The organism is Photobacterium sp. WH77 (assembly GCF_022014395.1).
GTDB classification, from domain to species: domain Bacteria; phylum Pseudomonadota; class Gammaproteobacteria; order Enterobacterales; family Vibrionaceae; genus Photobacterium; species Photobacterium arenosum.
Genome location: NZ_JAKLTE010000004.1, coordinates 255,730 through 270,271, shown reverse-complemented (window position 1 = coordinate 270,271; position 14,542 = coordinate 255,730). Strand labels below are relative to the sequence as shown.

The following is a 14,542-nucleotide window of genomic DNA, read 5'->3' as shown; positions in this document are numbered from 1 at the left end:
CATTTGAAATCGCCAATACATTTGAAATCGCCGATACACTTTAAATCAATAAAAAAGCGCTTCCGCCCAACGAGGTAAAGAGCGAAAGCGCTTGGATGTTATTTATCCTGAACAAAGCGGTTGTGAGTGATTTCGTTTACCGGCGTTGCTGGAATCGCTCGACCAGACGTTTTGCTGCTGCCTGATGACGGCTCAGCAGTGCCGGTAAATCGACCCCGATCACCATGCCATCATGGACGCGCCATTGGCCTGCCACCATCACTCTGTCTGCCTGGTGCGCGCCACAGAGCACCAGTGCAGCCAGTGGATCATGCGCGCCAGAGAAGCGGATATCATCAAGACGGAACATGGCGATGTCTGCCTGTTTACCCACCTCCAGAGTACCAAAGTCTTCACGACCCATAGCGCGTGCTGACCCTGATGTTGCCCAGCGCAAAGCATCGAAATGGGTGACAGCTGCTGAGCCATAACGTAAGCGCTGGATGTAAAGACCCATACGTACTTCGTTGACCAGGTTAGAGCCGTCGTTCGACGCTGAGCCATCAACACCCAGGCCTACTTTGACGCCCGCTGCTTCCAGCTCTTTGTTGCGGCAGATACCGGAGGCCAGCATCATGTTTGATGACGGGCAGTGACATATCCCGACTTCGGCCTGTCCTAAACGGCGGATCTCTTCTTCGTTGAAGTGAATACCGTGTGCCAGCCAGGTGCGGTGATTCAGCCAGCCGGTTTCTTCCAGGTAATCAACCGGGCGCAGACCGAAACGCTCCAGACAGAAGTTTTCTTCATCAATGGTTTCACACAAATGGGTGTGTACCATGACATTTTCACGTTCTGCCAGGCGGGCGGTTTCTTTCATCAGATCGGTTGTGACGGAGAAAGGCGAACAGGGTGCCAGTGCTATCTGGGTCATCGCACCATCACCACGCTGGTGGTACTGACGGATCAGACGCATGCTGTCATCGAGTATGGTGTCTTCTTTCTGGATGGTATGACGGGGCGGCAGGCCACCTTCGTCTTCGCCCAGACTCATTGAACCACGGGTAAAAATAGAACGGATACCCAGTTTCTGTGCTGTCTCTACCTGGATATCAATGGCATGTTCCAGCCCGCGGGGGATCAGATAATGGTGATCCGATGCGGTTGTACAGCCGGACATCATCAGCTCAACCAATGCCAGCTCAGTGGCGACCTGCATCATTTCTTCATCAAGACCGGCCCAGACCGGGTACAAGGTTTTGAGCCAGTGGAACAGCTCTTTGTTCAGTGCATCCGGATAGGCGCGGGTCAGCGTCTGATAGAAATGGTGATGGGCATTGACCAGACCGGGCGTGATGACATGTTCACTGGCATCAATTACCTGATCGGGTTTGTTAGACGGTTGAGCACCAAGAGGAACCAGCTCAATCACCTTAGTACCTTGAATCACTACGCCGCCGCGTGCATCCAAATCTGTGCTTGAGCCTGTGTAAATGGCTAAAGGGTTTTTCAGCCAGATGGTTACCATTTTGTTTTCCTTAGCCTTCTCTGCCGTTGCCGAGGAGAAGGTCTTATGGGGTGGGGATCGTTATGATCCCCGGGTTAAAGTTAATGTGTTATTTGTCTCTCTGTTCAGGATTGTTTTGCTGTTTCAATGTGTTGCTTCTTTTCCGCAGTTTCAGAGGTTTGAACCGGGAGTTCACTCTCTGCCTCTTCGTCTGTGGTTTCCTCGATGCTGTCGCTGACTGCGTTCTCAGGCAGGATCTGGTTTAGCAGTACAGTAACGATTGTGCCGGTAGTAATGCCTGAGTGGAACAGGTTAGCCAGATCGTGTGGCAGGTGCTGAACCAGACGCGGTTCGATAGTCACTGCCAGACCAGAAGCCAGACCGACGCAGATCACCAGTGCGTTACGCTTGGTGTCAGCCGCTTTGATCAGCATGCGAATACCTGCATAGGCGATCATACCGAACATAATGAAACCGACACCGCCCAAAACAGGCTTGGGAATGGTCACGGCCAGTGCGGCCAGTTTAGGGAACAGGCCACCCAGAATCAGCAAGCCGCCGGTTGTTGCCACAACATAGCGGCTGGCAACGCCTGTGATACCCACGATACCCACGTTCTGACTGAAAGAAGCCAGAGGCATTGCGGTCAGGAAGGCTGCCAGTGTACTGCCCAGACCGTCACCCAGCAGACCGCGTTTCAGATCGTTACCAGACAGCTTGACTTTACAGTTGTTCGCCAGGGCCATGAAATCCCCTGTTGCTTCGGCAATCACGACTATGTATACCAGGCTCATGCTGATGATAGCCGACAGGCTGAAGCTCATACCGTATTCCATGATGGCCGGGCTGCCCACCCACTCAGCGCGTGCAATCTGGTCAAGGTCAACCATGCCCATTGACAGGGCCACCAGATAACCACCGGCCAGGCCAATTACAATGGCAGAAGCGGCGACGGCACCACGGCAGTAAATAGACACCACGATAACGATTGCCAGCGAGATAAATGCCAGGAACAGTTTTGGCATGGTGGCAAATTGCTCGCTGGTATTGGGTGCATCTCCCACCCAGTTCATGGCAACGGGGAGGATGGTCAGGCCGATTAGCGTCACCACCACACCGCTGACCACATTAGGGAACAGCTTGCGAATTTTATCCATGAAAAAGCTGGCTGCCACGACCACGAAAGAGCCGATAAGGGCTGCCCCCATGATACCGCCAACACCGTCAGCGTTACCTATGCTGATGGCAACACCCAGAAAACCGAAACTCGATCCCATGACAACGGGAAGACGGATACCGACAGGGCCAAGGCCAAGACACTGTGCAATGGTGACAATACCGGATGCGAGCAGAGCGGCGTTGATCAGTGTGACGACCTCATCGGTCGGCAGGCCAATAGAGGTACCGACAATCAATGGCACAGCGACAATGCCGCCGATGGAAGCCAGCATATGCTGGATAGCTAAGAGCAGGGTGATGCTGTGTGGTGGTCTCTGGTTTAGCGTATAGAGAAGTTTCATCGTTAGTTCTCCACAATTCATCCGATGAATTGGCTGCGTAGGGTTATAGGTTGTGTTCGCGTCTTTGGTTTTATTAAATTAGGTTTTTTAAGTGTGCAGTGACCTGCCTCTGCCGTACGACAGAGGTAGGTGTGCATCAAATGTTACTTTTCTAATTATGACTTTTAGATTGGTACTGCATGTGTCTGTTTGTAATCAGAGGTACACCAGTTTGGCGACAAAAATCGCGGTCAGTATGTACATGCTGATTGAGACATCTTTGGTTTTGCCTGTGGCGACTTTGAGCACTGTGTAGGTGATGAAACCCAGTGCGATACCGTTGGCGATGGAGAAAGTCAGCGGCATCATCAGCGCTGTGATAGCAGCGGGTGCGGCGTCGGTGAAATCGTTCCATTTCACGTGCTGCATACTGCTCATCATGACGAAGGCAACGTAAATCAGCGCGCCGGCAGTGGCGTAAGCCGGGATCATGCCAGCCAGCGGCGAGAAGAAGATTGCCGCGATAAACAGCAGACCGATCACTATGGCTGACAGTCCGGTACGGCCACCGGCCGCGACACCCGCTGCACTTTCTACATAACTGGTGACAGGCGGACAACCCACACAGGCACCTGCCACGCTGGCGATACTGTCAGCTTTCAGGGCTTTGCTCAGACCTTCAATTTTTCCGGTTTCTTTGTTTCTCAGGTTTGCCCGTTCAGCCACACCCATCAGGGTACCGGCAGTATCGAACATGTTCACAAACAGGAAAGCCAGGATCACGCTGATCATAGAAATGTTCAGGGCGCCGGCAATGTCCATGGCGAACAGGGTCGGAGCCAGACTTGGGGGAGTAGAGATCACCCCGTTGTAGTGGACCAGACCCAGCAGAATACCGATCAGGGTGACACTGAACATACCAATCAGCACGGCACCGAAGACTTTACGCTCACTCAGTACAGCAATGATCAGAAAGCAGATGGCGGCCAGCAGCGCCTGTGGCTGGGTAAAGTCACCCAAACTGACCAGGGTGGCAGGGCTGTCAACTACGATACCGGCGGTTTTCAGGCCGATCAGTCCCAGAAACAGACCCACACCGGCTGTCATGGAAAAACGCAGGCTTTCAGGGATACTTTCGATGATCCATTCGCGGACTTTGTAAAAACTCATCGCAACGAAAAGGATACCGGAAATGAAAACCGCCCCTAAGGCAACTTGCCAGCTGTAGCCCATTTCTCCCACAACAGTGAAAGAGAAAAAGGCGTTCAGCCCCATGCCCGGAGCCAGACCGACAGGCCAGTTTGCAAACAGGCCCATCAGCAAAGTGCCTATTGCAGCACCAATACAGGTTGCAACAAAAATTGCTTCGGCATCCATGCCTGAGGCCGACATGATCTGTGGGTTAACGAAAATGATATAAGCCATGGTGGCAAAAGTTGTAATCCCACCTACGATCTCATTTTTCACGCTGGTGCCGTGAGCTCTGAGTTTAAACAGGCGCTCTAACAGTGAAGCTGAACCAGCTTCAGAACGACCGAGCGTTTCTGTTTTAGAGTTGTTCATGACGACGCTTCCTTTTTTTGCCCGAATGACGATGTGTGCTGGTTGTTTTTTAATGTTTCCAACTTCACCTGCCAGACAGGACTTCCCTCTATGTTTCAGGCCGTCACTTGCTGAAAACCCTGCCGGCCTGATAGCTGCCGGAGACTGCATGGTTTTTGAAGTGATAACTACTTAGCCTGCACTCATTGTATACAATCTTCAAGCTCTCTTGCGCGGTGCCCTGACCTGCATCTGACCTCAGGCCAGGGACCCCCATTGTTCTGCTTGTGTTCCGTTTTGGATCAGCTGCCCCGGTATGTGGAGAAGCTGTAAGGCGACACCAGCAGTGGCACATGATAGTGGCTGCCTGTATCTGCGATACCGAAACGGATGACTACATCGTCCAGAAAGGGAACTGAAGGCAGTTCTACGCCTCTCTGGCGGAAGTAATGGGCAGTTTCGAATACCAGCTCATATTTGCCGGTCTGAAACTCGTTTCCTTCCAGCAAAGGCTGGTCAGTTCTGCCATCAGAATTGGTATGAGTGGTTTTAACCAGAACGAAGTCTGTGCCCTCTTGACGATAAAGCGACACTTTAATCTCCGCTCCAGGTAAGCCTGAGGCTGTGTCAAGCACGTGAGTTGTCAGTTTTCCCATGGATAACCTCGCGCGTTGCGCTCCTTAAGTTGTACAGAAAATAGATTACTTCTTGCATACTAATTGTATGCCTTCTGATGTGTGATCCGTAATCAGTTCGCCACATTGTATTTAACTATGTACACAACTTTACCGATTAGTAAAGGCTTGTGTAACCGAAATGTTAACCCAAAAGTTAGGGTATGTAACCCTTTGTTGTACCTGACTGTTAGCTAACGTATTGATATTAAAGTAGGCAATATAGGGATAACAAGCGGTTAACTTTTTTGATGAATATTAAAAAATGTTGCGCACATTTTATTTACAAAAATTCTGGATATTGTATACAATCACTGTTATAAATTGATTATCAGATGGTCAGTGTGTTGACCAATTAGGATTTAAAGGAGTCATGTGTGAGTAATGAGTATCCACGCAATCTGATCGGCTATGGTGCAGTACCCCCGCACCCACGTTGGCCAAATGACGCTCGCGTTGCTGTCTCTTTTGTTCTCAACTACGAAGAAGGTGGGGAACGTTGCATTCTTCATGGTGATAGCGAGTCGGAAGCATTTTTGTCTGAGATCCCAGCGGCACAGCCATTTCCGGGTCAGCGTCATATCAGCATGGAATCGATTTATGAATACGGCAGCCGTGCTGGCGTATGGCGCATCCTGCGCTTGTTTAAAGAATACGATGTGCCGCTGACTGTGTTCGGTGTCGCTATGGCACTGGAGCGTCACCCGGATGTAGCGAAAGCGTTTGTCGAAGCCGGCCACGAGATCTGCAGTCATGGTTATCGCTGGATTGATTATCAGCACATTGATGAGTCAGAAGAACGCGATCACATGATGAAAGCGATTGAGATCATCAAAAATCTGACTGGTGAGCGTCCGTACGGCTGGTACACAGGCCGCACCGGCCCGAATACCCGCCGCATTGTGGCGGAAGAGGGCGGTTTTATGTACGACTCTGATGCCTACGATGACGATCTGCCTTACTGGCACGAAGAGGGCCCGAAACCGCAACTGGTGATTCCGTACACTCTGGATACCAATGACATGCGTTTTGCCACAGTACAGGGCTTTAATGCAGGTGATCAATTCTTCAATTATTTAAAAGACACCTTTGACACCCTGTATGAAGAAGGTGCTACAGCACCCAAAATGATGTCAGTGGGTTTGCATTGCCGCCTGATTGGCCGTCCCGGACGTATCGCTGCACTGCGCCGCTTTCTGGATTATGTGAGCCAGCATGACAAGGTCTGGCTGTGCCGCCGAATTGATATTGCCAAGCACTGGCACGAACATCACCCGCACCCAAGTATGAAGGAGTATTAATGATGGCACGTTTTACGTCTTGCCAACCGAGCCAAATGAGCAGGGAAGAGTTTGTCTCTCAATTTGCAGATGTGTATGAACACAGCCCCTGGGTGGCGGAAAAAGTTTACGACAATGGTCTCAGCGATGCTGATGATGACATCAGCACCCTGCATGCACGCATGGCAGACACTTTGCTGTCAGCCAGCAAAGAAGAACAGTTAGCCCTGATTAATGCGCACCCGGATTTAGCCGGAAAAGCCGCAGTGAACGGTGAACTGACCGAAGCGTCCACCGCCGAGCAGGCTGGCGCAGGGATTAGCCAGTGTTCACCAGAAGAATTCGAGAAGTTCAATCGTTATAACGATAGCTACAAAGCACGTTTTCAGTTTCCCTTTATCATGGCGGTGAAAGGGGCCAATCGTTATCAAATCCTTGAATCGTTCGAGGCGCGATTAGGCAATGAAATTGAGGCTGAGTTCGATAAGGCGTTGGAAGAGATCAATAAGATCGCTTTGTTCCGCCTGCAGACAATGTAATCAGGACAGGAATAGTCACCATGAGCACACCAGTGAGACAACTGACGATTGAGCCACTTACCCGCGAAGCATTTGCCCCTTTTGGTGATGTTATTGATAAAGAAGTAAGTGACTACTTTATGATCAATAACGGGTCAACCCGACGTTACCATGCTATGGCCAATGTGGATGTGCAGGAAGAGGGTGGTTCAGCCATCATCAGTATCTTTGAAGCCCAGCCTTTGAGTTATCCTTTACAGATAGCCATGATGGAGAGGCATCCTCTGGGATCTCAGGCTTTTATTCCTTTGCTTGGAAATCCGTACCTGATCCTGGTGGCCCCGGCAGGGGATACACCGGACCCCGCTCAGCTTAAGGCGTTTTACAGTAACGGACGTCAGGGCGTGAATTATGGCAAAGGGGTCTGGCACCACCCGGTTCTGGCTCTGCGCAAGGACGATCAATTTCTGGTTGTCGATCGTGCCGGGCCTGGCAACAACTGCGATGAAGTGTACTTTTCTGACGATGTTCGTATCGAATTATCACTGAGCAGTTTGGAGCAGGAAGCATTAACCGTCGCACTTTGATAAGCCCAAGGCAATTAAAGTTCGCATAACATAACAGGAGTTCGTTATGGATCCACATATGACGGAATGGCTGAATCTGGCAATTCGCTGGGTTCACATGATTGTAGGTATCGCCTGGATTGGTGCCTCATTCTACTTTGTCTGGTTGGAAAACAACCTGAACCGTGTCAATCCGAAAACTGGCTTGTCTGGTGACCTCTGGGCCATTCACGGCGGTGGTATCTACCACCTGGAAAAATACAAACTGGCACCACCAACCATGCCTGAAAACCTGCACTGGTTTAAGTGGGAAGCATACTTCACTTGGATCACAGGTGTTCTGCTGCTGGGTGTGGTGTATTACCTCAATGCGGATATCTATCTGGTCGCGCCGGGATCAGGCCTGAGTGCCACAGCTTCAGTTGCGCTGGGTGTGGGCTCTCTGGCTGCTGGCTGGATTATTTACAGCCTGCTGTGTGATTCAGCACTGGGCAAGAAGCCGATGCTGCTGGGTATTATCCTGTTCTTCGGTTTAGTGGCTGCAGCCTATGGCCTGAGCCAGGTGTTCAGCGGGCGTGGTGCTTACATCCATGTTGGTGCGATCATCGGTACTATCATGGTAGGTAACGTATTCTTCGTTATCATGCCGGCTCAGCGTGGTCTGGTAAAAGCCATTGAAGAGAATCGCGAACCGGACCCTGTACTGCCGGCAAAAGGTCTGCTGCGTTCACGTCATAACAACTACCTGACGTTGCCAGTGCTGTTCATCATGATCAGTAACCATTTCCCGAGCACCTATGGCTCAGAATATAACTGGTTGATCCTGGCTGGCCTGGCGGTCTTCAGTATCCTGGTACGCCACTACTTCAACACCCGTCATGGCAGCCAGAAGTTTGCCTGGACAATGCCGGTGGCAGCACTGGGTATGATCGCACTGGCATTTGTGACTTCGCCTTATGCAAGCAAAATGGGTGAAACCTCTGCACCTGCTGCGTCTGCACCTGCTGTAAAAGCAGAGTCAGCGACAGCTCAGGCGGAAACCGACTCGGCACAGCCTGCCAGCAGCGGAGTGAGCTTTGCTCAGGTGAATGAAGTCATTCAGATTCGTTGTTCAGTGTGTCATTCAGCACAACCGACGCACGCTGCGTTCTCGACAGCGCCTGCGGGTGTGATACTGGATACACCGGAAGAAATTAAAGTGAATGCCCCCCGCATTGTTGCGCAGTCGGTACAAACGAAAGTGATGCCGCTGGGTAACCTGACTCAGATGACCGATGATGAGCGTAAGCTGATCGGTACCTGGGTTGAACAGGGCGCGCATCTTTAATCACCCCGGGGGCGAAAGCCCCCACTTTATAGTCCGTTAGCCCAGACATACCCGGTGTTCCAGCTTGGAAACAAGTACGCGAAGTCCATAAACTAGATGGCAATCTGATGGGGTAAGCGTGTTGTGTGGTTCAGGCTGAATCCTGGGTAAGAAGGGCAGATAATCTCCTTTACATATCAATCCATAATATGTGACCAGCCCCATACGTGTTGTATCGGGGCTTTTTTTTGTCTCACAAGAAGCCATGACTTAGCCATTATTCAGGCAATAGAGATTGAAAAAAAAGTAAATAGCAGCAGGCCATATTCTGATAACAGGATCACTTTTTCAGCTAGTTTTCTATGTGATATGCGTTTGTGGCATCTATGGTTCGAACGGAAGAGCTATAGAAAGGAGTTGCTCATGGATTTCATTGAACGGTTACAGACATTGGCGAAGAAAGTTGAACAATTTTCAGAAAAACTGGCAACTGAAGAGGCGACAAAAAATGCACTTGTGATGCCTTTTTTGCATTCGGTCTTAGGGTACGATGTGTTTAATCCTCAGGAAGTCATTCCCGAATTTACGGCAGATACAGCAACCAAAAAAGGTGAAAAAGTCGATTATGCACTGATGAAAGAAGGTGAAGTTCAAATTCTTATTGAGTGTAAAAAATTCGGCGAAACATTATCGACTAAACATGCTGGTCAACTTTTTCGTTATTTTTCAGTCACCAATGCCAGAATTGCCATCTTGACTAATGGTGCTAAATATCAGTTCTTTACCGACCTCGATGCACCGAACAAAATGGATGAAAAACCTTTCCTCACCTTAGATTTAGAGAACCTGGATGAGCATATTGTCCCTGAAGTCAAGAAGCTGACTAAATCATCTTTTGATGTGGATTCTGTGGTTGATGCGGCGGGAGAATTGAAGTACCTCAGCCAGATTAAAAAAGTGCTCGGTGAGCAGTTTTCCTTACCGGAAGAAGATTTTGTTAAATTTTTCACCTCGAAAGTCTACGATGGGGTACAAACATCTAAAGTCAAAGCACAGTTTCTGGAATTAACACAAAAAGCATTAAAACAGTTCCTCAACGACAGTATTAACGCCCGTTTACAGTCAGCAATTGGCTCAGACTCAAAAGTATCTCAAGTAGAGACTTCATCTTATGAAGGTGAGGACGAAATTGAGATTGAGGGTACACCAAAGATCATTACAACAGATGAAGAAATTGAAGGGTTTAATGTTGTCAAAGCAATATTGAGACAAAAATTAGATGTCTCCCGTATTCATTCACGTGATACCCAAAGTTATTTCGGCGTGTTATTGGATGACAATAATAGAAAACCACTCTGTCGGCTGCATTTTAACGCCAAACAAAAGTATCTGGGCGTGTTAGACGAGGACAGGAAAGAAACACGTTATCCCATTAACCGGGTTGATGATATTTTTAATCATACTGACGTGTTGCTATCCGTCGCTGAAAGATATGTCCAGATCGAGCCTTCAGCGTCTTAACGCTGGAAGTGTTATTTGCCAGCAGTATTTACCAGAAATGAATGCCCCACACCTGTTCGACGTGGGGCAGAACTTTCATTCTGGCCTTGTCAGCAAAATCAGTAATTCATCGTTATCTGCCAGCAGATCGGTGATTGTGCACTGGTCTAACTCCGCCAGAAAGGCGTCTTTGGCTTTCGCCAGATAGGATTTCAGACGGCAGGCTGGAGTGATATGGCAGAACTCGGGGGCGCAATTCACCACTTGCAGCGGTTCCAGATCCCGAACCACCTGACCCACAATGATGTCACTCGCTGGCATCGCCAGACATATCCCGCCATTTTTTCCGCGAACGGTTTTCACATAGCCTAGCTGACCCAGTTTATTGATGATTTTCACCATATGGTTTCTGGACACAGCGAACGTGTCACTGACGTGGCTGATACTGGTGAGTTCCCCGTCTGGCAAGGCACCCAGCAGGATCAAAGCTCTCAATCCGTAGTCAGTAAAGTTGGTCAGTTGCACATTTTTTCCTCTTTCAACACTAGCGGCAAGTGTAATTCCTTTATTGACTGAAAGATATATTTAAGATACAAGTTTAAAACATGCATTATAAATACATCTTTAAAGGAAGCCGCTATGCTGAGTCAGAACACCATTGATATCGTTAAATCCACAGCACCGCTTTTAGCCGAAACCGGCCCAAAACTCACCGCACATTTTTATGATCGTATGTTCAGTCATCACCCTGAACTGAAAGATATTTTTAATCTGACGCACCAGGACAGCGGCCGTCAGCGCGAAGCTTTGTTTAACGCGGTGTACGGTTATGCTGCGAATATCGATAATCTTGAAGTGCTGTTGCCCGTGGTGGAGAAAATTGCTCAGAAACATGCCAGCTTCAGCATTACGGCAGAGCAGTACGCGATTGTGGGTGAGCACTTGCTAGGCACCATTGATGAATTGTTCGCACCGGGCCAGGCGGTGCTGGATGCGTGGGCTGAAGCATACGGTTTGTTGTCTACAGTGTTTATTGACCGAGAAGAGGCTATTTACCAGGAAAATGAGGCAAAAACCGGTGGCTGGCGCGGCACGCGGGAATTTGAACTGGTGGAAAAAAAACCAGAAAGCGATGTGATAACCAGTTTTGTGTTTATGCCGACAGATGACCAGCCTGTCGCGACTTATCAACCGGGGCAGTACATTGGCATTTATCTGAAGGCGGATAGTTTTGACAATCAGGAGATACGCCAGTACAGCCTTTCCGGTGCCCCTAATGGTGAGACCTACAGAATTTCAGTCAAACGTGAGGATCTGGGTACTGTGTCATCTTATCTTCACCAGCATCTGAACGTGGGTGATAAAGTTCAGCTGGCAGCACCATCCGGTGACTTTTTCTTCCGTTCTGAAGTTACTCAGCCTGTCGCTCTGATTTCGGCAGGTGTTGGTCTTACACCTATGCTGGCGATGCTGGAAAGCATCAAAGACAACCACCAGGCACCGGTTCACTGGTTGCATGCCGCTGAAAACCACCGTCAGCATGCGTTTGGCAGTCATGTAGCAGAGATTGCAAATACTGCAGAGGGTGTCAGCAGCCATGTCTGGTATCGCGAGCCTCAGGGAGCCACCGCAGACTTTGAAGGATTTCTGGATTTGAGCAAACTGGATACGGTGGTTGACTGGCAAAACACCACTTTCTATTTCTGCGGCCCGGTGGGTTTCATGCAGCATGTGGCCAAGCAGCTTAAAGAAAAAGGCGTGAGCGAATCGCAGATGCACTACGAGTGCTTCGGACCGCATAAGGTATTGTGAGTTAGATTCAGAAAGATGCAGGCAAGATAAAAAACGCCCGTCCGCGGCGGTGTTAGAGACGTGAATACCGGGACGGGCAAGGATAGACGCATTGTGGAGACGCGAGTTTTTAGCTCGCTTTTTTCTTAGTTACCATTTCTGGTTCGGTTGTGCCTTCGGCATCATAGGCTTTTTCGCCATAGACGAAGGTTTTGCTGACGGTGCGGTCATCGCCGAGACTCATCAGCACAAAAAGTTGCTCTTCCAGCGTTTTTGCTTGCTGCATGCGGAAAGACATTAACGGTGTTGCGTGCAGATCCAGTACCACAAAATCCGCTTCTTTACCCGGTTTCAGGTTGCCGATCTTGTCGTCCAGATACAGCGCTTTGGCGCCGCCCAGGGTCGACAGATACAGGGATTTCAGCGGATGCAGTTTCTGCTGCTGTAACTGCAGAATCTTATAGGCTTCGCTCATGGTCTGAAGCAGTGAGAAACTGGTGCCGGCACCAACATCGGTTCCCATACCGACACGAATACCGTGCTGCTCCATTTTCGGCAGGTTGAATAAACCAGAGCCTAAGAACAGGTTAGAAGTCGGACAGAACGAAATGGCAGAACCCGTTTCTGACAGGCGTTTGCACTCACAGTCGGTCAGGTGCACACCGTGGGCAAAAACGGCCCGGTTTTTCAGCAGTTTGTAATGGTCGTACACATCTAAGTAACTGTCGCGCTCAGGGAAGAGTTCCAGCACCCACTCAATTTCTTTCTTGTTTTCAGAAAGATGAGTGTGCATATACACATCCGGATACTCTTCCAGCAGTTTACCGACAGTCGCCAGTTGTTCGGGTGTGCTGGTTGGCGCGAAACGCGGTGTCACGGCATACAGCAAACGGTCTTTGTTGTGCCATTTTTCGATCAGCGCTTTTGAGTCCAGATAACCGGATTCCGGGGTGTCTGTCAGGTAATCCGGCGCATTGCGATCCATCAGAACTTTACCGGCTATCATGCGCAGTTTGCGTTTTTCAGCTTCTTCGAAAAACACATCAACAGATTCTTTATGCACTGTACCGAAAACCAGGGCGGTGGTTGTCCCGTTGCTGGCCAGCTCATCAAAGAAAATGTTGGCGACCTGGCGTGCATACACCGGGTTTTTGAACTTCAGTTCTTCCGGGAAAGTGTAGTTTTCCAGCCAGTCCAGCAACTGCTCGCCGTAAGAGGCGATCATGCCGGTTTGCGGATAGTGAATATGGGTATCAATAAAACCGGCAGTGATCAGCTTGTGCTCATATTGCGTGACGGACATTCCGGACGGGTGGCGAGCCAGTACCTCTTCAGCCGGGCCCAAGTCCAGAATGTGGCCGTTCTCAACCACCAGAACACCGTCTTCAAAAAATTCAAAGCTGTTATCAAGGCCGACTTCCTGGGGATCGGCAATGCTGTGTAAAATCGCTGAGCGATAAGCCGTGCGTTGTAATGTCATGTATTTATCCTTCGTTAATCGCTGTCAGGCGACTTGATTGTCGGGGCTGTCATCGGGCTCTGTGGCAGCAGAGTCCTCGCGTTTATCGGCCAGGGTTTCGCCCTGATAGTGGGCGATCAGCTCGCCCGCGACAGAAACCGCAATTTCTGCCGGATGCTTACCCTTGACGGCATCAATCCCAATCGGGCAGACCATACGCCGTATGGTTTCATCATCGTATCCGCGTTGCGACAGTCGATAATCAAACTTCTTCCTCTTGGTCAGCGACCCTATCATGCCAAAATAGGCAGTATCATTTCTGTTGAGGATTTCCCTTGCCAGCTCAAAATCCAGCTGATGATTGTGCGTCATCACCAGATAGTAACTGTTGGCGGGCATATCGCGGATATCACCCACCGGATCATCAGACACCAGCTTGGTCACACCGAGTGGCAGCTCGGCCGGGAATTCACTTTCCCGTTGATCGATCCAGGTCACGCGAAACGGCAATGTACTGACAACATGGATTAATGCTTTCGCAACATGGCCTGCACCAAAAAGCACCAGATGGTGTTGTTGCTGACCAATCGGCTCCAGGCTAAGGGTGGCCATGCCACCGCAGCACTGACCGAGTCTGGCACCTAAATTGAAGTGCTCGACTCGCGGGTGTCTGTCTCCGGTCAGCAGCATTTCCCGTGCCAGTTTGATCGCTTTGTGCTCAAGATGGCCGCCGCCAATCGTGGCGATGATCTCGTTACGTGTCACCAGCATTTTGGTACCGGCATCGCGGGGTACTGAGCCCCGATCAGCCAGCACAGTGACCATGACACAAGGTTCACCACGTTGATCCAGTTCAGCCAGGGCATGAATCCAGTTGTCTTTAAACATCGCGCTTTCCTCATCAGGCGAGCCCGAAGGCCC

At 49.9% G+C, this 14,542-nt stretch carries 12 protein-coding genes and 1 pseudogene; 6 read left to right on the top strand and 7 right to left on the bottom strand.

Annotated features, from left to right (window positions below; all coding sequences use genetic code 11):
* Nucleotides 1–136: 136 nt before the first annotated feature.
* From L6J37_RS06330 to uraH, 4 genes and pseudogenes are all read right to left on the bottom strand, one after another.
* Nucleotides 137–1,507, bottom strand: a complete 1,371-nt coding sequence (locus L6J37_RS06330; protein WP_192015017.1) for an 8-oxoguanine deaminase — start codon at nt 1,505–1,507, stop codon at nt 137–139.
* A gap of 226 nt (nt 1,508–1,733) precedes the next feature.
* Nucleotides 1,734–3,006: pseudogene (locus L6J37_RS06325) on the bottom strand (nucleobase:cation symporter-2 family protein); the annotation flags it as partial.
* 195 nt (nt 3,007–3,201) lie between these two features.
* A complete protein-coding gene (locus L6J37_RS06320; RefSeq protein ID WP_192015019.1) occupies nt 3,202–4,548 on the bottom strand; it encodes an NCS2 family permease in 1,347 nt (448 codons plus the stop codon).
* Nucleotides 4,549–4,829: 281 nt separating this feature from the next.
* The gene (gene uraH / locus L6J37_RS06315) at nt 4,830–5,183 is read right to left on the bottom strand and encodes a hydroxyisourate hydrolase (protein WP_192015020.1); all 354 of its coding nucleotides are present in this window, start codon (nt 5,181–5,183) and stop codon (nt 4,830–4,832) included.
* Between the two features lie 395 nt (nt 5,184–5,578).
* On the opposite strand from uraH, the gene puuE reads away from it, so the two are divergent.
* The 5 genes from puuE to L6J37_RS06290 all read left to right on the top strand — a co-directional run bounded on the left by puuE (nt 5,579) and on the right by L6J37_RS06290 (nt 10,392).
* Entirely contained in the window at nt 5,579–6,502 is a 924-nt protein-coding gene (gene puuE / locus L6J37_RS06310) for an allantoinase PuuE (RefSeq protein ID WP_218386379.1), read from the top strand.
* A gap of 2 nt (nt 6,503–6,504) precedes the next feature.
* A complete protein-coding gene (gene uraD, locus L6J37_RS06305; RefSeq protein WP_120511855.1) occupies nt 6,505–7,020 on the top strand; it encodes a 2-oxo-4-hydroxy-4-carboxy-5-ureidoimidazoline decarboxylase in 516 nt (171 codons plus the stop codon).
* Between the two features lie 20 nt (nt 7,021–7,040).
* Complete coding sequence (locus L6J37_RS06300) at nt 7,041–7,586, top strand: ureidoglycolate lyase (RefSeq protein ID WP_046219225.1); 546 nt, start codon at nt 7,041–7,043, stop codon at nt 7,584–7,586.
* Nucleotides 7,587–7,632: 46 nt separating this feature from the next.
* The gene (locus L6J37_RS06295; RefSeq protein WP_237794541.1) at nt 7,633–8,892 is read left to right on the top strand and encodes a urate hydroxylase PuuD; all 1,260 of its coding nucleotides are present in this window, start codon (nt 7,633–7,635) and stop codon (nt 8,890–8,892) included.
* 402 nt (nt 8,893–9,294) lie between these two features.
* Nucleotides 9,295–10,392 (top strand): type I restriction endonuclease, encoded by a 1,098-nt coding sequence (locus tag L6J37_RS06290; protein WP_237794538.1) that lies wholly within the window; start codon nt 9,295–9,297, stop codon nt 10,390–10,392.
* Between the two features lie 75 nt (nt 10,393–10,467).
* On the opposite strand, the gene nsrR is transcribed toward L6J37_RS06290, so the two are convergent.
* Nucleotides 10,468–10,896: a nitric oxide-sensing transcriptional repressor NsrR gene (gene nsrR / locus L6J37_RS06285; protein ID WP_237794537.1), complete on the bottom strand. Its 429-nt coding sequence runs from the start codon at nt 10,894–10,896 to the stop codon at nt 10,468–10,470.
* Nucleotides 10,897–11,010: 114 nt separating this feature from the next.
* Here nsrR and hmpA point away from each other — a divergent pair, with 114 nt between their 5' ends.
* The gene (hmpA, locus tag L6J37_RS06280) at nt 11,011–12,183 is read left to right on the top strand and encodes an NO-inducible flavohemoprotein (RefSeq protein WP_237794536.1); all 1,173 of its coding nucleotides are present in this window, start codon (nt 11,011–11,013) and stop codon (nt 12,181–12,183) included.
* Between the two features lie 109 nt (nt 12,184–12,292).
* On the opposite strand, the gene guaD is transcribed toward hmpA, so the two are convergent.
* Both guaD and xdhC read right to left on the bottom strand, forming a co-directional pair.
* On the bottom strand, nt 12,293–13,642 hold the full coding sequence (gene guaD / locus L6J37_RS06275) for a guanine deaminase (RefSeq protein ID WP_237794535.1): 1,350 nt from the start codon (nt 13,640–13,642) through the stop codon (nt 12,293–12,295).
* Between the two features lie 24 nt (nt 13,643–13,666).
* Nucleotides 13,667–14,509: a xanthine dehydrogenase accessory protein XdhC gene (gene xdhC / locus L6J37_RS06270; protein WP_218386389.1), complete on the bottom strand. Its 843-nt coding sequence runs from the start codon at nt 14,507–14,509 to the stop codon at nt 13,667–13,669.
* Nucleotides 14,510–14,542 lie beyond the last annotated feature (33 nt).

What these genes read in the sequence shown, in the direction of transcription:
- L6J37_RS06330 (WP_192015017.1), bottom strand. Translation starts at nt 1,507, where the DNA reads ATGGTAACCATCTGGCTGAAAAACCCTTTAGCCATTTACACAGGCTCA.
- L6J37_RS06320 (WP_192015019.1), bottom strand. Translation starts at nt 4,548, where the DNA reads ATGAACAACTCTAAAACAGAAACGCTCGGTCGTTCTGAAGCTGGTTCA.
- uraH (WP_192015020.1), bottom strand. Translation starts at nt 5,183, where the DNA reads ATGGGAAAACTGACAACTCACGTGCTTGACACAGCCTCAGGCTTACCT.
- uraD (WP_120511855.1), top strand. Translation starts at nt 6,505, where the DNA reads ATGGCACGTTTTACGTCTTGCCAACCGAGCCAAATGAGCAGGGAAGAG.
- L6J37_RS06300 (WP_046219225.1), top strand. Translation starts at nt 7,041, where the DNA reads ATGAGCACACCAGTGAGACAACTGACGATTGAGCCACTTACCCGCGAA.
- L6J37_RS06295 (WP_237794541.1), top strand. Translation starts at nt 7,633, where the DNA reads ATGGATCCACATATGACGGAATGGCTGAATCTGGCAATTCGCTGGGTT.
- L6J37_RS06290 (WP_237794538.1), top strand. Translation starts at nt 9,295, where the DNA reads ATGGATTTCATTGAACGGTTACAGACATTGGCGAAGAAAGTTGAACAA.
- hmpA (WP_237794536.1), top strand. Translation starts at nt 11,011, where the DNA reads ATGCTGAGTCAGAACACCATTGATATCGTTAAATCCACAGCACCGCTT.
- guaD (WP_237794535.1), bottom strand. Translation starts at nt 13,642, where the DNA reads ATGACATTACAACGCACGGCTTATCGCTCAGCGATTTTACACAGCATT.
- xdhC (WP_218386389.1), bottom strand. Translation starts at nt 14,509, where the DNA reads ATGTTTAAAGACAACTGGATTCATGCCCTGGCTGAACTGGATCAACGT.